A 21,767-nucleotide genomic window follows, 5' to 3' on the forward strand; every position below is an offset into this window, starting at 1 on the left:
ATATTCCTGTGCTTTCGTGATTACTCCCCACATTCCTTTCCATGCTGAGAACGAACAGTGCCCCAAAAATACAATAAACTCCTTCAATTCACACAAATTATGAAAACCAAAATCAACTCACAAAACAGCATCAAGATGAATGCGACCTTGATCGCGATTGGCGGCGGCAAGGCGAAGCCGGGATTGCGCATGCCGGTAATTCTTCTTGCGGCGGCGTTTCTTCTGCCGGGCGCCGCTCCCGAGGTCCTGGCCCAGACGGACATCAGCGGTCAAAGCTATGTCGGCAGCACCAAAAGCGGAAACGGTGGAAGCACGTTCAGCGGAAACTATGTAAGCGGAAGCAATGTCCTGTTTGCCAGCAACACCTCGACCGGCGGTTCGGGCGGCGCCATGTATTTTAGCGGCACTATGTTTCTTTATAGTGGCACATTTGACAATAATACTAGTAGTTCTCAAGGTGGCGCGATACGCCTCCGAAACAATGGATTGCTCAACTTCACCAACGTGCTCTTCAGCAACAACCAATCCACTACTAATTACGGCGGTGCCATCGGCATGACAGACGCCTCGCCCCAGCTCATTCTGGTATCCAGTACCTTCCTTAATAATTCTACGCTGGTCTCTGGCAACGCTGGACGCGGCGGTGCCATCATAGTCAACCAGTCATCGGGAGACGCCGTCTTCATGGGAACGAATCTTTGGTTTCAGGGGAATTATTCGACTCTGTCCGATGGCGGTGCTCTTTATAATACCGCAAATACCGCCGCAAATTTCAACTTGAATGGTGCCTATTTTATAAGCAACACCGCCGGCAATAATGGTGGCGCCCTCTATATGAACAAGGCCGGCACCATCATCTCCGCAACGTTTGTGGGCAATGTCGCCGGACAGGCAGGCGGCGGGCTTTATGTTAACGACAGCAGCATTACCTTGGACTCCGATTTTATCTTCACCAGCAACACCGCGAGTAGCGGCAACGGTGGCGGCGCGAATATCAGCAGTGCCGCCAGCTTGCAGGACATAACTTTTTCCAGTCGGGCAATTTTCCAAAACAACCTGGCGTCCGCCTCGGGCGGCGGCATCGCGTTGGGTGCCAATCGTTCGGTGACGTTCAGGGACGAGGTCCTATTCAAAGGCAACAACGCCGTGGGCAGCAATGGCGGCGGCCTGTCTATGGACAGTCAGGGGATCATCATGAATAATGCCACCGGAAAAACGCTGACGTTCACAAACAACGTGGCGGGCGGGGCCGGTGGCGCGCTTTACGGCGGCTCGGGTTCCGCGGCATTGTTGGTCAATGCGCCGACGTCCGCCGTGGTATTTAAGCAAAACGCCGCGGCCAGCGACGGCGGCGCGGTGCGCATGGCCAGCGAGGTTTCGATCACGGGCGTATCAATCGAGTTTTCCGGCAACCAGGCGGGTGGTGGCGGCGGCGCCTTATCCCTCGGCGCCAATGACGGGGCCGCGGGTGTGCCGGCCTACCGCGTCGCGCTCAACGCCCCTGCCCTGTTCAAGGACAATTCCGCACTTTCCACCGGCGGCGGGGCGATCGCAACCGGCGGCGACTCCACCACGGTCAATAACATCCGTGTTTCCGGCAGCAGCTCATTTATAAACAATTACGCGGCCGGCAGTGGTGGCGCGTTCTACATCACCGGCACCTCGTCAACCGTCTCACTGGATGCAAGCACGGGGGATATTAATTTTGCTAACAACAAGGCGGGCGTGACTTTCGCGGGCATGCTCGACGCCCCTGCGCTGGCCCTCATCGCCAGTGGTTCCAACGGCTTCGTTTCCGCTGTGGCCGATACGGGCAGCGGCAACGACATTCATTTCGCCCACGGCGGAGCCAGCCTGATCTTGGATACCGCTGCCGGACGGGCCATCTCCTTCGGCGGCGGCATCACCGCCGGTGATCCGCTCACCGCGATCACTGTCACCAAAAACGGCGCGGGCACGGTCGTATTCGACGGCGCGCCGTCGTCCGCAATGACCAACACGCAGGTAAACGCAGGCATTTTTAAGCTCATCAACAACGCCGTTTACGGCAACGGCGGCACGCTGACGCTGGCAGGGGCCGCTGTGACACTGTCGGTAAGCGGCACCCTGCATGAGACCGTCATTGGCAACGACGGCAAAATCGCGGTCGGCGACCTCAACTCGGGCGTCGCGCAAACCTTCGCCCTCACCAAGGATCTCAGCGTCAACAACGCCACGCTCTCATTCGACCTGCTCGGCGGCGACGGCGTTTCCGACCCGCACGACAAGCTCCTCGTCACCGGCAGCGTAACCGCCGCAGGCGTCAATAAAATTGATGTCACGGGGCTGGGCACGGGTGTTTATAAAATTGTCACGACCGGCAGCGGCATCGCCGGCACGGACGGCAATTTCACGCTCTATGTGAACGGCGGCGCGATGACCTCGCGCAACGCCGGTTCCACGCTGGCTATCGTCGGCAACGAACTCGTGCTCACCGGCACAATGGTCAATCTGGAAACGACTTGGGGCGCGACCGCCGGCCGCTTGTGGCAAGACAGTGTCGGCGCAAGCTGGGTGGCAACGACGGACAGTGCCGAAAAATTCTTCCGCAACGGTGACCGAGTGATCTTCGGTGCTACGGGTTCGGGCACGGTTTCGATCTTCGATGCGGGCGTGGTAGTCTCCGAGATGAAGATTGAGGGAGCCTCCGATTACACCTTCACCGGCTCCGGCGGCATCACGGGGTCAAAGAATGCCGTCGACACCACGCTGGCCTCGCCCTCGGGCAAGCTCATCAAAAATGGCACGGGCGTGCTGGCCTTCGCCAACACGGCCGCCAACCAGTTTGACGGCGGCATCGAGATCAACGCCGGTGCCATCGCCTTCAGCGATGGCGCGCAACTCGGTGTCACCGGCACCGCCATCACCTTCGCTGGCAGCGGCTCGCTCCGGGCCACTGCCGACACCACGCTAGCCGGTGCCATCGCCATCGGTGCCGGCAACGCCGCGACGGTGGACACCAACGGCCGCACGGTGACCTATTCCGGCGCGCTGACTGCGGCTGCGGGCGGCACGCTCACCAAGACCGGCGCGGGCGCGCTCTCGATCACGACGGACAACTCCGGCTTCACCGGCGCCACCACGATCCAGCTCGGTGCGATCAATCTTGCCAGCGCCACCTCCAAACTCGGCGGCGCGGTCACGATCAACAACACCGCCGTCGTGAGTGGCATTGGCGCGTTTACCGGTGTCGTCACCGCCAGTGCGGGCTCGATCATACAACCCGGACTCGATTCCGTCACCAGCGGCACGCTCACGTTTGCCACGCTCAACCTGAACAACGCCAAACTCCAGTTCGACCTCTTCGACGGTAATGTGAGCGACAGGCTGGCGGTCGCCACGCTCAATGTCACCGGCACAAACATCATTGATGTCAACGCGCCCAAAGTTGGCGTATTCGATCTCGGTAACATCGCCAATTACACCAGTGCCGGCACCAAGGTCACCATCGGCGGGCAGGACCAAGTGGTCGGTGCGCGTCAGACCGCCTCGGTCAGCGGCTCGTCCAACGGGCACCTTTACCTGACCTACACGGCCGACAGTTCGCGCCAGGTCAAGTGGACCGGCGCCTCCAGTGCCGTTTGGAATTCCACCATCACCAATTGGGCCGAAAATGGAAGCGCCATCATGTTCGCCGCCGGCGACCGCGTGATTTTCGACGCCACCGGCAGCAACCGCACCATCGCGCTCGAAGGATCAGCTCGCATCAATACTGTTGATATGTGGGTGCAAGGCGCTGCCGATTATACAATAACCGGCTCGACCGGCATCACGGCCGACGTGGCCAATGTCATGATGGACCAGAATGCCCTCGGTGGCGTCGCGGCGGCGGGACAACTCGTAAAGGAAGGCGCAGGCACGCTCACCTTTGAAAATACCGGCACCAACATTTTCAAGGGCGGCATCGTGATAAAGGGCGGCACACTCGCTTTCTCCGACGCGAGCCAGATCGACACGACCGGCACCAACATCAGCTTCGCCGATAATGGCACGCTGATGGTCAAGGCTGCCGCGCTCACGCTGTCCAACGCGATTTCGATGGCCGATGGCAAGACCGGCACGCTCGATACGCAAAGCGGCACCGTCACCTATGCCGGCGCGCTCTCCGCCACCGGCACCGGCGGCACGCTCGCCAAGGCCGGCACCGGCACGCTGCTGCTCACGACCGACAACTCCGCTTATACCGGCAAACTCGCGATCAACGCCGGGGAGGTTTACACGGCCCCCGGAGCCAAAATCGGCGGCGTGGTCGAGGTGACCGCGGCACGCATTTTCGGTGGTGCCGGCCAGGCGGCCACCGTCAACGCCCTCGGCGCCGCAAACATCCAAGTCGGCATGCCCGGCGGCACCGGCGCCGAAACCCTCGCCATCACCCGGCTCAATCTCGACACCGGCGCGCGCATTCAGGGCTCCGGCACTCTGGTGGGCGCGGTTTCGTTGGCCGGCAGCTATGCCAACATTGCGGTTGACGCGGGCAAAACCCTTTTCCTCACGGCCACGACCAGCGGCACCGGCATGCTCGTGACCACTGGCAGCGGCACGGTGGAATTCGCCATCCCGGCGTCGCTCGGGCACGGCTCCACGGAAATCCGAGCCGGTGTCACCACACTGGGCGATGCCGTGATCGCAAGCGCGACCTCGATCGCCCACAAGTTCGTCCTTAACGGCGGCTGGCTTGATCTTTCCGATTCGACTTTCGACTCCACCGGGGCCACCGCCAACGACTGGGCGCGCCTCGACATCAGCTCCAATGTAAACGCCACCACGGGCGGCGTCATCGGCAGCAACGACAAGCTCACTCTGAAAAGCAGTGTCAGCGTGCCCATCGGCATCACCGGCACCGGTGGAAAGGACGGCCTGTTTGTCGTCATCGACCCCGGCGCGGGCAAAACCGTGGCGCTGACCGGCACCAACACTTACGCCGGCTACACCATGATCAAGAGCGGCACCCTTCAGGTCAGTGCCGACTGGCAGCTAGGCTCCACCACGCTGGCGCGCCCGGTCATCTTTGCCGAGAGCGGCAGCGGCGCGCTGTCCATCAGCCCGACTGGCACCACGATATTCAACCGCAATCTGGAATTGCGCGGCGACGGCATCGTGAGCGTGGCGGATGGCGGCATAGCCCGCTGGCGCTCGATTCAGGAATCGGGCGGGAGCCATTTGCTCACCATAACCGGACAGGGAGGGCTCACGCTGCTGGAGGCGTCCGCGCACAGCGGCACCACCTTGGTTTACGGGTCGGTGACGCTCAATCTCTGGCATGGCGCGGCCTTGGGCACGAGCCTCGTCGTGGCGGGGACGGAGGACGACAATGCGTACATCACATTGGGAGTGGCGAATATGCACATCGCCAACGCCATCCGCCTTGATGGCGACTTGACAATCCAGTCATTCAATTTCAGCGGCACGCTCAGCGGCGCACTCAGCGGCTACGGAGCTTTGGAAAAAACCGGTTCCGGCGCGCTCACCCTGCTGGCGCAAAACACCTACCGTGGCCGCACGACGGTGACCGAGGGCACCCTGCGCTCGGGCACCGCAGGCGCCATCCCGGTTGGCCCGGTCGGCGTGGCTGCGGGCGCGACCCTCGATTTCAACGGATTTGCCCACAATATCACGGAATTAAGCAATTTCGGCACCGTCCGGCTCGGCCCCTCCGGCACCACCGCGCCGTTGCCCGGCAATGTGGTCACGATCGCCGGCAACTACCTAGGCCCTGTCTCCGGCACCGCCACACTGCTGCTTAACATTGACGTGGACGGCGCTGGCAAACTCGTGTCGGACCGGCTCGATATCGGCGGCTATGCGACGGGGAACACCCGCATCGTGCTCATGCACAGCGGATCGGCCAGATATAATTTTCCGGAGGACCAGGCGGTGGATTTTCGTGGGGTAAAGTTTGTCACCATCGGCGAGGGAGAGGTGGCCGAGGCATTTTCCGGCTATGGCCTCGAGATCGGTGGCGAGCTTTACCAGTTCGGCGACGACGGCTCCTACGGCCTCGAATTGCAGCCCAAGGGCTATGCGCCGACGGTGATTGCCACCATCGGACTCGACGCGGCGGCACTCTTCGTGGGCAAGGCCGCCAACGAATCGCTGAGCCGCCGTTTCACCGCGCTGCGCGCGAACGACGCGCAATCCCGGAAGAAGCGCGGCTTCGAACTCTGGTTGAACGGCCTCAAGCGCGAGGACACCGTGCGCGACACGATTTACAAAGACGCGAAATCCAGCCTCCAAGGCGTGCAGGTTGGTGGCGACTTGATCGAGTCAAACGGAGACAATATATTCACGCTCGGCCTGTTTGGCGACTATGTGAGCGGCGACATGAAGCTGGCTGGGAATATCGCAAAGACGGAAAGCGAAGCCCGTGGCGCCGGCATTTATGCCAGCGCCCGCAACGGCCCGTGGTATCTCGACGCCATGTTCCGCTTCTCGTCGGACGAATATACCGTCGCCTCGGATTACACCGCGCCGTTCGACCTCAAGGGCACAAGCTATGGCGGCTCGCTTGAGACCGGCTATGCTTTCGCGGTAGCCCAATCCGGATGGAATGTGGAGCCGCAGCTCCAGCTTTCGTTGCACCGTTCCAATATCGAGGACGCCACGGACAGTTACAACCGAAACTATACCATCGACACCGTGCAATCCACCGTGGGCCGTTTTGGCGTGAAGGCGTTCAAAACGTTCGAATGGCGCAAGAACCGGCGTATCACGCCCCACATCAGGGCCAGCATCGAGCAGGAGTTTGGCGGCGACGGCAGCGTCACGGTCGGCATCACCCGGGTCGGCGGCGACTTTGGCGGCTCCACGGCGCTCCTTGATACCGGCGTGGTCATGCAGATTTTCGGTCGTTTCGACCTGTCGGCGGACGCGGCTTATTACACCGGCGACAAATATGACGGCTACAGCCTGAATCTTGGCGCGCGTTTCAATTGGTAAATGACGGTTCGCCGGACCCGGCGCCCCCGCACCGGGTTCCGCAAACATTCAATGCAACCCGCAACCCTCGCATTTATGAAACGAAACACACCACCCTTTCTTGCGCGTCTGCCGGCCATGCTGGCGCTGGCCTGTGTCCTGCCCCTCGCGCTTCTTGCCCAAGAGAACAACACCGGCGTCATTGAAGGCCGGGTTTCAAGCAGAGCCGATCAGAAATACCTCGTCAACGCCCGCATCACCATAGACGGCACCCATTATCAGGACCTCACCAATGACTATGGCGAATATCGCATTGCCGGCATCCCGGCGGGCGAAGTCACGGTCACGGCGCTCTTTTCCGGCCTGAATCCAAAATCATACAGAATCACCCTCGCGCCGGGCGCGCGCGTGACACAGGATTTCGAGCTGAGCACATCCGAGGTGGACAGCCTGGGTTCGACCGTGCTGCTGGAAAAATTCGAGGTCGTTTCTACCCGCGACACGGCCAACAACATCATCGCGACGAACGAGCAGCGCTTCGCACAGAACATCAAGACGGTGATCGAGACCGATGCGTTTGGCGATGTCACCTCGGGTAATATCGGCGAATTTCTGAAATTCATGCCCGGCGTCGCCGTCGATTATGACAACGCGGACCCAAACTCGGTTTCCGTGCGCGGTTTCGGCTCCGCCTACACGGCCGTGACGACCGATGGTATGTCGATGGCCAACGCCGCGTCGGGCAGCGAGACGCGCACGTTTGAGTTCGACCAGACCTCCATCAACAACGTCTCCCGCATCGAAGTCACCAAGGTGCCGCTCCCTTCCCAGCGCGCGGACTCGCTCGGCGGTCAGGTCAACTTGGTGCCCAAAAACGCCTTCGAGCGCAGAAAGATGTCTTTTAATTTCCGCGCCGCCGCCGGCATCAACAGCGAAAACCTGGATTTCTTCCGAAAAACGCCGGGGCCGCAATATGGCAACACTTACAAGATCAAGCCCAACTTCGACTTTGATCTGACCATCCCGTTCAGCAAAAAATTCGGCATCGTGCTGACCGGGATGCGCACCGAGCAATATAATGAGCAGCACCGCTCGCAAATGGAATGGCAGTTCAACCGGGTGCCCGATGAATTCAGCGGCAGCGACCGGTCCAAGTATGCGAACAACCCCACCATTGTGGAGCTCATCGACAGCCGCAATCTGCGCACGGATCCCTACCTGCGCAACTACAGGATGCAGGACAGCCCCAAGGCACAGATCAAAAACTCGCTCGGACTGCGCGCGGACTGGAAGATCGCGCGCAATCACACCCTGTCAGCATTTTACCAGTTTGGATCCTCGGAGGCACATACCGGCACCCGCGACATCCAATGGGACATGAAGGAATACGTCGTTTACCATCCGACCCTGCGCCCGGACGGCACCATTGATCCAAGCATCCTCCGCCGCTGGGGTTATGATGAGATGTATGGTGGCTACTACACCATGAGCACGACCGGAAACCGCGCCAAGATAAAGCACAACTCGGGCCTCAATGACAAGTATGGCATCACCAACACGCTCAATCTGCGATATCGCTATACGGGAAACAACTGGGAGTTTGACGCGGCGCTGAACGGCTCCTTTGCCCGGAGCTGGGAGCGCGATATGTCCAACGGGCATTTCTCCAATTCCGCGACCGAGCTCGTCGGCGAGGTGGAGCGCCTCCTGATCGGCGGAATCCAGAAACAGGACGCCCCCACGGTCCTGAAAGGCTACCGGATTGACGGCACATTGATAGATGTCTTTGACCTCACCAACTACACTGTCAAAACTGTCACGACCAACCCCAAGGATGCGCGGGATGAATTCAAGACCGGACAATTTAACATAAAACGAAACCTCAACATGTTCCCGTTTTACGCCACGCTGAAATCCGGCGGCGAGATCAGGGAACAATACCGCGAGATTGTGCAGCAGAGGGCGTTTCTAGAATACAACCCTACCGACGGCCGACCCAATCAGGCTATCGATTTTCTCGATGTGCCCTACAGCACCAAGGAGCAGGCGTGGGGCATGCCCCACATGCCCACGCCCTCGCCCTATCTCCTTTACCAAGCGTATCTGGAAGATTTGCAACGGCCGGAGGGATCGCGCTTCTTCACCCTGCCGCCGGGCCGCGAGAAGGACGCCTTGGAGTCAAATTACAGAAACAACGGTTCCTTCAACGAGAAGGTCACCTCCTTCTATGTCCAGCTTGACGCCAAGTTCTTCGACAACCGCCTGTCCATCGCCACCGGATTCCGTTATGAAATGACAGAAGACCGCGGAAAGGGCTCTTACATGCCGAACTACAAGATCCTCGATCCAAACAACCCGGACCGCTACCTCACCGACGAGGAATTGGAGGATGGTGACTATGACGCGCAAATGGTCGATTTCATAAAAAAGAACTGGAAGTTCAACGGCGTGAACACCTACCGGACTTACGGGGACATCTACCCAAGTTTCCACGCAAATTTCAATATCACGGGAAACATGATCGCACGCTTTGCCTATTCGATGACGCTTGGCCGTCCGGACCTCAAGAACATCATGCCGAACAACATCAAATATGAGACCGAAATCGACGAGGAAATGAACGAGCCCTACACCATCGTGAAGTGCAATAACCCGGCGCTGAAACCTTACGAGGCCAACAACTATGATCTATCGCTGGAATATTATCTGCAAAACGGCGGCATGCTCAGCGGCGCGGTCTTCTACAAGTCGATCTCGGGCTTCTTCGGCCAAGAGCGCGTGCAGGGCACGACGGCGATGCTGCGGCAGGTCGGCGCCCCGCCGGGCCTGAACAATCCCATCCTGATCATGCCCATCAACCTCGATGACATGACGACCGTGCAGGGCGCGGAAGTCGCCATGCGCATGCCGCTCAGTTTCATTCCCGGTATCGGCCGATACGTGAATGTTTTCGCGAATGCGACCGTGCTCGACATGCGGGCGAACTATCGCGCCAACTTCGGCGGCTTTATCGAGCAAACAGCCAATTGGGGCATTAATATAATCACGCCCAGGCTGGTGCTTCGCCTCAACTGGAACTACCGGGGGCGCCAGAAAACCGACGCGCAGGAGGGCACCGCGTATCAGGACGAGGACTCGCTCGATTTCCAAGGTTACTATGAATACGTGGCTCCCCGCCTGATGGTGGACATGAACCTGGAATACAAGCTCAACAAACGCATCAACTTCTTCATGAACGCGCGCAACCTCACCAACGAGCGCTTGGTGCTGGAGCGTTACAACGATCTCTCACCCGACTACGCCAAAACCTATCGGGCAATGGAATACGGAGTCCAGATCACCGCCGGCATAAAAGGCTCGTTTTAACCTGCCCTTATTCGCTGGAAGAACTTTCCCGGCTAAAAATACGCCTGGCCCAGCAATGGCGGCCATAAAACGCGCAAGGTGTAATGCCATTTATGAAAAGACATCATCCTTCGCCGACCTCAAGAAGCACAGCCTGCGCTGCGTGTCTTGCCGTCGCCATGTTTATTCTGTTTTCATTTCGCGCCAGTGCCGCGCAGGATGCCGGCTGGGTGCTCAACCCGTCCGACCTCGAAATGTTCATCCTGTCCGCCAAGGACGAGCAGGGCGGGCATAACATCCACCCCACCGCCGACGGCGGCTGCATCGTCGCCGCCTGCGTTTCCAATCCCGGCAGGGGTCGCGACCTCGGCGTCTATAAATTCACTGCAGGCCTGAAGCCCGATCTGGCCTTCGGCGACAACGGCCTCTGGACCGCCGGCTCCACCGGCGTGGATCAGGCCATTGATGCCATCGAGGTTATAGGTCCCAATGGCCAGCCCGACGGATACCTCGTCGCCGGCTATGTTTCCGCAGGAGATGGTGACTTTGCAAATTGTGGCTACCATCCCTCCTCGCCCGATGCGAAACAGGGCACGACCGGCGATATTGTTCTCGTCCGTCTCACCCGCGATGGAAAACTCGATGCCTCCTTCGGCCACAGCGGCATGCGCTGCTATGGCGGCTCCGACAATGATACCATCATCTACCATCCGTCGAATTATTCCGAGCCCGGCAACAAACTCCTTCAGACTACGAACGGTTTCCTCCTCGCCGGTATCACGCGCTCCCGCGACGGAGACCTCCAAGACATCAAGACCGTCGGTTACACGCGCTCCTACGATACATGGATTTTCAAGGTCGATGCGCGCGGCGAATTTGCCCGCGATTTTGCCGACAAGGGCTCCCTGCGCGTCGGCACCAAGCCCGGTGAGCACATCGGCAAACGCCCCGCCAACGAATACCCTTGGTCCATCAAAGCCGACCCTGCCGGCGGCTTCATTGCCTCCGGCTACCACTTCGGCGCCTGCTTCCCTTATGGCCAAAAGGACGGCGCGCTCATCCCCTCGCCCGGCAACGCCGCCCTCACCACCGCCGCCGAAAACGCCAGCGGCGATGTCAACGACGCCAGCATGGACGGCTGGCTTTTCCGCGCCAACGACAAGGGCCGCTTGCGCGATGACTGGGCCGGGCACGGTCTCATCTTCATCGGCGGCACCCGCCAGGAAAAAATGTATGACCACATTGTCACGCCCGATGGCGGCTATGTTGTCAGCGGGCGCACCTCCTCCTCCGATCTCGCGTTCACTCGTCCAGGAGGAAAAGTAGAAAACTTCGGCGCCTTCCTCGTCAAATACGACAAAACCGGTGCGCTCGTTCCCGCCTTCGGCAACAACGGCCACGGCATCTGCTTCCTCGACTATTGTGGCGACCAAGTCTCCCGTGTCGCCAACTACGACGAGGGGGATATCATTGGAGTCGTAGCCGGCACCAACGCGGCCGCCTCGCAACTCTCGCTGCCCGTCGGCTACGGCATGCAGTTCGTCGTCGTCCGCCTCGACGCGCAAGGTCGTCCCCTTCGTTACTGGAGCCTTGGGCGCGAGGGCGATGACTGGGCTTGCGGCATGGACGTGGACTCACGGGGCCGCATCCTCCTCACCGGCTTCAATGACAAGGGACGCCCGACCGGCGAAAAAGCGCCCGCCACTGGCGAGAAAAAAGGCGTCCATCCCCACCGCGACCTCGTGGTCATGCGTTTCACTCCGCACCTCAAAAATTAAAAACATGCCGTCAGAAAATCATTTTATGAAGACCTTCTCACTGACTTCCATCCTTCGATTTTCCGCCATGCCGGTCTTTTTCGTTGCCATCTGCGCCATATTGCTGCGCGCCGACGACGCCCTCCAGCCGATCGACGTCTCCGCCTTCGTCGATAGCGCCCACCACTGGCGCAATGTTCACGGATCCAGCGATAATCCCCTGAAACCCCGTCCCGGCCACCCGTCGTACAAACCGGAACAAGTCCGCGAAATCGCCGCCAACGTCCTCCTTTTCCAGTGCGACAACGGCGGCTGGCCCAAAAACTACGACATGTGCGCCATCCTTAACGACGAGGAAAAAGCCGCGGTTCTCTCCATTAAAAACCGCAAAACCGTCACTTTCGACAACGAGACCACCCACTCGCAAGTCGCCTACCTCGCCAAGGCTTATGCACAAATCAAAGAGCCCGCCTACCGCGACGCCTGCGTGCGCGGCCTCGACTTCATGCTCTCCGCCCAACTCCCCGGCGGCGGCTTTCCGCAGCGCTGGCCGGACCCCGAGGGTTACCACGCCTATATCACCTTCAACGACCGAGTGATGGTCGGCATCCTCACCGTCCTGCGCGACGCCGGCAACGGCGTCAATGGCTTCGCCTGGCTCGACACCGCCCGCCGCGAAAAATGCCGCAACGCCCAGGAACGCGGCACTGCCTGCATCCTCGCCTGCCAGTATCGCAATGCCAAGGGAGAACTCGTCGCCTGGGGCCAGCAGCATGATCCCAAAACCCTCCTTCCCGCCAAGGGCCGCGGCTTCGAGCTCCCCAGCCTCTGCGCACAGGACACCCCTGAGATCATCCGTTACCTCGCCGGCTTCGAACAACCTGCCCCGGAAATCATCGCCGCCATCCGGGCCGGTGTCGCGTGGTTGGAGCAATCCAAAATCACCGGCATCCGCGTCGAAGAGTTCAATTCCACCCCGGTCAAGTTCCGCTTTCACGACACCGACATCGACCGCCGCGTCGTCAACGATCCGTCCGCCCCGCCCATCTGGGCGCGCATGTATGAAATGGAAACCAACCGCCCCATGTTCTGCGGCCGCGACCAGAAAAAAGTATATGCTTTCGCCGAAGTGGACCGCGACCGCCGTACCGGTTACGACTGGTATGGCTACTGGCCCGCCGACGAACTCTCCGGGTTGTATCCCGCCTGGCTGAAAAAACACGGTTTCTCGAAGAAATAATATAACATTTTCAATACCCCGCCGTCTTCATTTCCGTCTGTACATAATCCAAGGACACGAAGCCGCCATGAATATATGCCCCGCTTTTTTGCGCATCTCGCGGCCATAAAAAATAATTCTATATAATCCAGTATCCATACGCTTGATATTATGAAAAAGAACTCGTCCATCCCCGGTCTGATCGTATCCGTCGCCGTCGCCGCAGCCGTCACCTTCGCTGGCTGCTCCAAGTCGAGGAAACCCGAGCCCATCGGCGTTGATGCCTTTTGGGATGCCGCCCACCACTGGCGCGATGTCGGTGGCCCCGGCAAAATTGTGATGCCCCGCCCCGACCATCCCTCCTACAAGCCGGAACAGGTGCGCGAAATCGTCGCCAACATTCTTCTCTACCAGCGCGACGGCGGCGGCTGGCCGAAAAACTACGACATGCTCGCCATCCTCACCGACGAGGAAAAGGCCGCCGTAGCCGCCACCCGCGACCGCGCCGATGCCACCTTCGACAACGAAACCACGCACCCGCAGGTCGCCTACCTCGCCAAGGCTTATAACCAGCTCAAGGATCCCGCCTGCCGCGATGCCTGCCTGCGCGGCCTCGATTATATGATTGCCGCGCAAAATCCCAGCGGCGGCTGGCCTCAGTTTTATCCCAATGCCAAGGGCTACTTCGCTCAGATCACCTTCAACGACCGCGTCACCACCGGCCTCCTCGCCGTCCTGCGCGATGCCGCCAATCGCGCCAACGGTTTCCAGTGGCTCGACGACGAGCATGCCGCCAAGGCCCGCGCCTCCGTCAAGCGCGGAGAGGACTGCATCCTCGCCTGTCAGTTCACCGCCAACGACGGCACGCTTCGCGCATGGGGCCAGCAGCACGACGAAAAAACCCTCAAGCCCGCCAAGGGTCGCGCCTACGAACTCCCCAGCCTCTGCTCGCAGGACACCGCCGAGATTTGCACCTATCTCATGCGCATCGAAAACCCAGCTCCCGGAATCATACGTTCCATCCAGGCCGGCATAAAGTGGCTCGACGACGCCAAGATCGAGGGCCTCCGCTACGAGGAGTTCGAATCGACTCCCGCCGAGTTTTCCCGCCATAAGACCAGCCTGGACCGCCGTGTCGTCCCCGATCCCACCGCGCCCGTCATCTGGGCCCGGATGTATGATCTGGATACAAACCTGCCCACCTTCTGTGGCCGCAACGGCGTGAAGGTGAAAACCTTCGCTGAGGTCGACCGCGACCGCCGCACCGGCTACAACTGGTATGGTTTCTGGCCCGCCGACGTCCTCGCCAAGGATTATCCCGCCTGGCTGAAAAAGAACAATCAGAAGGACATTCGTATCGGGAAATAAAACAATCAACCTCATTCCGTATTCATATCGCTCCTTCCGATTTTCCCCCGAATGGGCTAAGGAAAGAATAAGGAGGCGTAAGAAAACGGAAACGATGGCAGATTTCTTCATTCTCAATATTCACAATGATATGAAAATTTTTCACATCCTCCTCGCCGTCCTCGCACTCGCCGATGCCGGTCTTTCCGCCGCGACCGAGGCCGGCATCGAGCCCATCGACATCTCCGGCTTCCGCGACAGTTCGAACCACTGGCGCAACATCAGAAACGACGGCTATTTCATCCAGGCCACTTCGAAGGACCAGCCTCATTACGACAAAAAACAGGTGCGCGAAATCGCCGCCAACATCCTCCTTTTCCAGCGTGCCAATGGCGGCTGGCCCAAGGACTACGACATGTGCGCCGTCCTGACCCGCGACCAAGCCGAGAAAGTCGCCGCCACGCGCAACAAAACCGACACCTCCTTCGACAACCACGGCACGCATCCGCAGATTGCCTATCTCGCAAAAGTATATGAAGCCACGAGGGAGGATGCTTATCGCAAGGCCTGTGAGCGCGGCATCGACTTCATCCTCTCAGCCCAATATAAAAACGGCGGCATCCCGCAGCGTTATCCAGGCAAGAACGCCATCGGCGTCCTCGTCACGCTCAATGACGGCGTCATGGGCGGCGTGCTCGGTGTGTATCGCGACGCCGCGCGCGGCCAAGACGGATTTTCATGGCTCGACAACAAGCGTCGCGAAAAATGCCGCGCCGCCTTCGACAAAGGTGTCGCCTGTCTCCTCGCCATGCAAAACCGCAACAAGCAGGGCGTGTTGCAAGGCTGGGGCCAGCAATATAACCAGAACACGCTCAAGCCCGCCCTCGGACGCCCCTTCGAGCACCCCTGCAACGCACCTGGCGAGACCTGCGATGTCCTTGACATCCTTATGCGCATCGAAAAACCCTCGCCTGAGATCGTTGCCGCCGTAAAAAGTGCCGTCGCCTGGCTCGACAAGGTCAAACTCACCGGCATTCGCGTAGAAAAAGTCGCAGCCGAGGAAAATGTTTCCAACCGCAAAACCTCCAAGACCGACACCATCGTCGTGCAAGATCCGTCCGCCACCGAGCCGCTCTGGGGGCGCATGTATGAGCTCGAGACTGACCGCGTGCTCTATTCCGATCGCTCCGGTGCCATCAAGTATTCGCTCGCCGAAATCGACCGCGAACGCCGCTCCGGCTCCAACTGGTTCGTCACCGGACCCCATAAGATCATCGAGCGCGCGTATCCCGCGTGGATGGAAAAAAATAATATTAAATAATAAAACACGCGTCATGCTCCAGCGTTCCATATTATTATTCTTCATTTATTATTCTGCATTATGCATTAGCGGCATCGTCCGTGCCGCCGCCATCGATATCTCCGGTTTCAAGGACAGCGCCTCGCACTGGCGCCATATCAACGAGCCCGAGCGCGTCATGCAGCCCGTCCCCGACCAGCCGTCCTATAAGCCTGAGCAGGTCCGCGAGATTTGCGCCAACATCCTCCTTTTCCAGCGCTCCAACGGCGGCTGGCCCAAGGATTATGACATGTGCGCCATTCTCAACGACAACCAGATACAAGCCCTCCGCGACTCGCATAAACGCAACGACACCACCTTTGACAATCACGCCACCCATACCCAGGTCGCCTACCTCGCCAATGCCTACCGCCAGCTCAAGGAGGAATCGTGGCGCGATGCCTGCCTGCGCGGCCTCGCCTTCATTTTCGATGCACAATATCCCAATGGCGGATTCCCGCAGCGTCATCCCAACCACAAGGGCATCGCCGGTCTCATCACTTTCAACGACGGCGTCATGGTTGGCATCATGAACCTGCTCGGAGACATCGCTCACAAACGCAACGGCTTCGAGTGGATTGACGACACCACCGCGAAAAAAGCCCGCGCCGCCTCCGACCGGGGGCTCGCCTGCATTCTCGCCATGCAATATAAAGACAAGCAGGGCGTCCTTCAGGGGTGGGGCCAGCAACACGACCCGAAAACCCTCCTGCCTGCGCAGGCACGCACCTTCGAGTTCGCCTGCCTCAGTCCGCAGGATACCTGCAAAATTCTCACCTATCTCATGGGAATCGAACGTCCCGGCGACGCTGTCACTCGCGCGATTCAATCCGCCGTTGCATGGCTCGATACCACGAAACTAACCGGCATCCGTGTCGAAAACTTCAAGGCTGGCTACATCGAATTCAATCGCCATAAAACCGGCTCCGATCGCCGTGTCGTCGAAGATCCGTCCGCCCTGCCGCTCTGGGCGCGCATGGTTGAGCTGGAGACCAATCGTCCCATTTTCGCTAGTCGGGACGGCGTGCGAAAATACAGCCTCGACGAAATCGACCGCGAGCGCCGCACCGGCTACGGCTGGTATGGCTCCTGGCCGCTCGCGATTCTCGAAAAACAATATCCCGTCTGGCTCAAGAAAAATAACCTCTCCGAATGAATCATTTGTTTTTTAGTCACATGAAAAAAACAATTCTCGTCACCCTCGCCTTTTCCATCTTCCTGCTCGTCGCCCGCGCCGCCGACACCCCCGTCACCATCGACCTCAGCGGCTTCGCTGACAGCGCGCAGCATTGGTATGATTATAAAAACCCACGTCGGGTGATGGAGTGCGTGCCCGGTCAGAAACAATACGCCCCGACCCTAATCAGTGACATCGCCGACAATATTCTCCTCTTCCAGCGTGCCAACGGAGGTTGGCCTAAAAACTACGACATGCAGGCCATTCTCACGCCGGAGCAACGCAAGGCTGTCATCGAGTCGCACGACCACAACGATACCACGCTCGACAACCGCACCACGCACACGCAGATCGTCTATCTCGCCAAAGCCTATGAACGCCTCGGTCTTCCCTCCTACCGATATGCCTGTCTGCGCGGTTTTGACTTCATCCTCGACGCACAGCTCGACTGCGGTGGTTTTCCGCAAATCTGGCCGGATCCCGATGGTTATCACGCCTTCATCACCTACAACGACGGTGTCACCATCGGATTATTCGGTCTCCTGCGCGACATGGCCGAAGGCCGCAATGGTTTTTCATGGATGGACAATACTCGCCGCGAACAGGCCCGCGCCGCGCTCGACCGCGGCATCACCTGCCTGCTCAGTACGCAATACACAAACAAGCAGGGAGTCCTCCAAGGTTGGGGCCAACAACACGACCCGAAAGACATGCAGCCTGCCCTCGCCCGCAAATACGAGCTTCCCTCACTCTGCGGACAGGATACCGCCGAGATCGCGGCCTTTCTCATGGAGGTCGAAAACCCATCCGCCGAAATCATCCGCTCCGTGAAGGCCGCCGTGGCCTGGCTCGACGCGGTCAAAATCACCGGCAAAAAACTCATCACCCACGACGCATCCGGCACGAAAGTCGCCGACCGCACCGTCGTCGCTGACCTGGCCGCGCCGCCCATGTGGGCGCGCCTCTACGAACTCGAAACCAACCACCCCATCTTCGCCGGACGTGACGGTGTAAAACACTACGATATCGCTGAAATCGACCACAACCGCCGCAATGGCTACGATTGGTATGGGCACTGGGCGCTGGATGTCCTTGCGAAACAATATCACGCCTGGCTCGAAAAAATCTCCGCCGCCACCACGTCTGACGATTTTCGTCACGACCTGGGCAAATGGGCCGTCGAGCAGATGCCCGGCGGCACTGTCACCGCCGCCGATGGCGTGCTCACCATCACCGACACCAAAGGTTGCACTGTGTGGTTCCGTCAGAAACTCACCGCTCCGCTCACCATCCGCTATGATGCCACCATGGACTCCGATGCCCGCGTCTCCGACCTCAACTGTTTCTGGATGGCCTCCGACCCCGGGAACCCCGCCGATCTCTTCCATTCCGCGCACCAGCGCAACGGAAAATTCTCCACCTATGACAGCCTCCTCACCTACTACGTAGGCTACGGTGGCAACAATAACACCACCACCCGCTTTCGCCGCTACGACGGCACCGGAGACCGCCCGCTCCTCCCTGAGCACGAATTCACCGATCCCGCGCACCTTCTCCAACCCGACCGCACCTACGCCATCACGATCACCGTGGCCGCCGACGGCACCACCACATACATCCGCGACGGCGAGACCATCTTCGCCTACCGCGATCCACAGCCGCTTGCCGAGGGCTGGTTCGGTTTTCGTACGGTAAAATCCAAAATTAAAATTGAAAATTTTCGCGTCACCAAAAACTGAGCAGACCTGCTCGGCGCCCCTTTCTTCTCGCAATCACACCTACTCGCCATGAATCCCCGCTGTCTTTTAACGATATTCTGCATTTTTTATTCCGCGTTCCCAGGTAGCGGCCAAGCTGCACCGGGTGCGCCCTCCATCGATACCAGCGACTTCCATGACAGTGCGCAGCATTGGTATAATGTAAATACCGATAGTGCCGACCGCGTCATCCGTGCCCTGCCCGACCAGCCGAAATATAAAGATACCCAGATCCGCGAAATCGCCGACAACGTCCTCCTCTTCCAGCGGGACAACGGTGCCTGGCCTAAAAACTACGACATGCAGGCCATTCTCACGCCGGAGCAGCGCAAGGCCGTCATCGCCACCCGCTCTGCCGTGGACACCACCATCGACAATCACAACACCCATTCGCAAATTGTTTATCTTGCCAGGGCCTACGGTATTCTTGGCGACGAAAAATACCGTGTTGCCTGCGAGCGGGGTTTTGATTTCATCCTCACTGCGCAACTGCCCTGCGGCGGCTTTCCGCAAATCTGGCCCAACCCGAAGGGATTCCACGCCTTCATCACCTACAACGACGGCGTCACCATCGGCATGTTGAAAATGTTGCGCGACTGCGCCGACGCCCGTGCCGGCTTCGAATGGTTTTCTCCCGAACGCCGGGAGAAGGCGCGCGCTGCCGTGGCCAAAGGCGTCGAATGCCTGCTCGCCACGCAATATGCAAACAAGCAGGGCATCCTCCAAGGTTGGGGCCAGCAACACGATCCGAAGGATATGAAACCTGCCAAGGCTCGCAAATACGAACTTCCCAGCCTCTGCTCCGTGGACACCGCCGAGATTATACAATACCTCATGGGATTTGATAACCCCGACGCCCGTATCATCCGTGCCGTGCAGGCCGGTGCCGCGTGGCTCGACAAGGTGAAAATTACGGACGTCAAGGTCGAGAATTTCAAGACCACTGACTCGAAAACAGGTAAGCCGGTCACCGACAAACGCGAGGTGCCCTCCCCCGGAGCCGGTCCGTTGTGGACACGTTTCTACGAACTCGAAACCGACCACCCCATGTATGCCACCCTCAAAAGCGAAGTTGTATATACTTTCGCCGAGGTCGATCAGGAACGCCGCCGCGGCTACGCTTGGCATTCCCAAAAACCCGCCGGCATCCTCGCCAAATCCTATCCCCAATGGTTGAAAAGGAATAATGTAAAAACTAATATTTCAAAATAATCACGGCATGGGCCCCCCTCCGATGCCTCTCTGCACAGCATCCGAAAGACAATCATCTCTTCGCTTTCACATGCACCGTTCAATTAAATTCGCCTTGTCATTCTGCGTTCTGCATTCCTCATTCTGCATTAGCCTCAGCGTCCGCGCTGCCGACATCATCGATGTCTCGAACTTCGAGGACAGCGCCCAGCATTTCCGCGAAGTCATCCAGCCTGAGCGCGCTATCCAGATGCTCTCCGACCAGAAACATTATTCTTCGGAGCAAATCCGTGAGATCGCCGGCAACATTCTCGTCTATCAACATGCCAATGGCGGCTGGCCGAAGGACTACGACATGCTGGCTATCCTTACGCCCGAACAACGCGCCGCCGTCCTTGCCCGTCGCGACAGCAAGTCCAGCACCTTCGACAATAACTCCACACACACACAGGTCACCTATCTCGCCAAGGCCTACTGCCTCACAGGTGACACCGCCCTCCGTAATGCCTGTCTGCGCGGAATTTGCTATATCCTCAGCGCGCAATATCCGATCGGCGGCTGGCCCCAAAGCTGGCCCGACCCCAAAGGCTATGCTCCGCGCCTCACGCTTAATGACGGCGTGATGGTGGGAAACCTTCGCGTCCTCCGCCACATTGTAGACCGCACCGGCGGCTTCCTCTGGGTTGACGACGCTCTCCGCGAGCAAGCCCGCAAAGCCTATGAAAAAGGAGAGGGTTGCCTGCTCGACGCTCAAATACGTACGTCTGACGGCAGGCTCACCGGCTGGGCGCAGCAATACCACGAACACACCCTCAAACCCGCGCAAGCCCGCAAATTCGAGTATCCAGGCACCAGTGGCGAAGACACACCGGAGGTCATGCAATACCTAATGGAAATCGAGAACCCCAGCCCGCGAATCATCGTCGCCGTGCGTGCCGCCGCCGCTTGGCTCGATGCAGCCAAAATCACCGGCATTCGTATCGAGGAGTTCAAAATTCCCTATTACGAGACCGTCCGCCACAAGGGTGACTTCGACCGTCGCGTCGTCAACGATCCCGCCGCCCCCGCGATCTGGGCTCGCATCTACGACATCAACACCGGCAACCCCGTCTTCGCCAACCGCGATGGCTCGCGCAAGGACTCCCTTGCCGAACTCGAACTCGACCGCCGCGTCGGTTATCATTGGTATGGCTACTGGCCCGCCAATGTGATGGAAAAGGAATATCCCGCATGGCTCAAAAAACACGGTCTCACCCCCTGATCTCTTCCATAACCGCAGCTGTATATAACCATGCGATTCTGTTCAAAAAGTTTCTTGTGCGTCCTGCTCATGCTCTACGCCATCAGCGCGTCCGTCATTGCGCGCACCGTGTCGTTGGCTGATTATGCCAGAGCGGGCCAACCTCTAAAAATATACACCGTCCCGCAAAAATTCGATGCGTCGGGTATTCCTCTTTTGAAATCCGACCAGATAAATAATTTCAAGGAGGGCGACCACGTGCTGCCGCTCTCCGATAAAAAGTTGACCGATCTGAAAGGCATCAGCACGCTCAAGGTGGAGTTCGGCGGGAAAATCGTCCCCATTATCACCGTCCCGCGGCTCCAACTTTTTTTCAATAAAAACGATCTCCACGATATTCCCGCGGAAATCGGACGGCTGGAGAATGTCATCTTCATATAT

The 21,767-nt window shown here is 59.0% G+C and carries 11 protein-coding genes; 10 read left to right on the plus strand and 1 reads right to left on the minus strand.

The genetic code is table 11. The features are described 5' to 3' along the window. Positions 1–99 precede the first annotated feature (99 nt). The 10 genes from OH491_RS03910 (at position 100) to pelA (OH491_RS03955) (ending at position 21,347) form a co-directional block, all read left to right on the plus strand. Positions 100–6,975, plus strand: a complete 6,876-nt coding sequence (locus tag OH491_RS03910) for an autotransporter outer membrane beta-barrel domain-containing protein (protein ID WP_145928614.1) — start codon at positions 100–102, stop codon at positions 6,973–6,975. A gap of 75 nt (positions 6,976–7,050) precedes the next feature. Continuing rightward, positions 7,051–10,320 carry a TonB-dependent receptor gene (locus tag OH491_RS03915; protein ID WP_334319117.1) on the plus strand — a complete coding sequence of 1,090 codons (3,270 nt, stop codon included), beginning with the start codon at positions 7,051–7,053 and terminating at the stop codon, positions 10,318–10,320. Positions 10,321–10,478: 158 nt separating this feature from the next. Further along, positions 10,479–12,077, plus strand: a complete 1,599-nt coding sequence (locus OH491_RS03920) for a hypothetical protein (RefSeq protein ID WP_068769241.1) — start codon at positions 10,479–10,481, stop codon at positions 12,075–12,077. A gap of 25 nt (positions 12,078–12,102) precedes the next feature. Next, positions 12,103–13,296 (plus strand): pectate lyase, encoded by a 1,194-nt coding sequence (gene pelA / locus OH491_RS03925; protein WP_068769240.1) that lies wholly within the window; start codon positions 12,103–12,105, stop codon positions 13,294–13,296. Positions 13,297–13,446: 150 nt separating this feature from the next. Then, entirely contained in the window at positions 13,447–14,643 is a 1,197-nt protein-coding gene (gene pelA, locus OH491_RS03930) for a pectate lyase (protein ID WP_068769239.1), read from the plus strand. A gap of 130 nt (positions 14,644–14,773) precedes the next feature. Further along, positions 14,774–15,943, plus strand: coding sequence for a pectate lyase (pelA, locus tag OH491_RS03935; protein ID WP_068769238.1), 1,170 nt, complete (start codon positions 14,774–14,776; stop codon positions 15,941–15,943). Positions 15,944–15,956: 13 nt separating this feature from the next. Further along, positions 15,957–17,117, plus strand: a complete 1,161-nt coding sequence (gene pelA / locus OH491_RS03940) for a pectate lyase (RefSeq protein WP_068769237.1) — start codon at positions 15,957–15,959, stop codon at positions 17,115–17,117. Between the two features lie 20 nt (positions 17,118–17,137). Further along, positions 17,138–18,877, plus strand: a complete 1,740-nt coding sequence (gene pelA / locus OH491_RS03945; protein WP_068769236.1) for a pectate lyase — start codon at positions 17,138–17,140, stop codon at positions 18,875–18,877. A 48-nt stretch (positions 18,878–18,925) separates the two neighbouring features. After that, a complete protein-coding gene (gene pelA, locus OH491_RS03950) occupies positions 18,926–20,107 on the plus strand; it encodes a pectate lyase (protein ID WP_068769235.1) in 1,182 nt (393 codons plus the stop codon). Positions 20,108–20,177: 70 nt separating this feature from the next. Continuing rightward, positions 20,178–21,347 carry a pectate lyase gene (gene pelA / locus OH491_RS03955; RefSeq protein ID WP_068769234.1) on the plus strand — a complete coding sequence of 390 codons (1,170 nt, stop codon included), beginning with the start codon at positions 20,178–20,180 and terminating at the stop codon, positions 21,345–21,347. A gap of 144 nt (positions 21,348–21,491) precedes the next feature. On the opposite strand, the gene OH491_RS03960 is transcribed toward pelA (OH491_RS03955), so the two are convergent. Then, complete coding sequence (locus tag OH491_RS03960) at positions 21,492–21,719, minus strand: hypothetical protein (protein WP_342750866.1); 228 nt, start codon at positions 21,717–21,719, stop codon at positions 21,492–21,494. Between the last annotated feature and the right edge of the window lie 48 nt (positions 21,720–21,767).

The organism is Termitidicoccus mucosus (assembly GCF_038725785.1).
Taxonomy (GTDB): Bacteria; Verrucomicrobiota; Verrucomicrobiia; order Opitutales; family Opitutaceae; genus Termitidicoccus; species Termitidicoccus mucosus.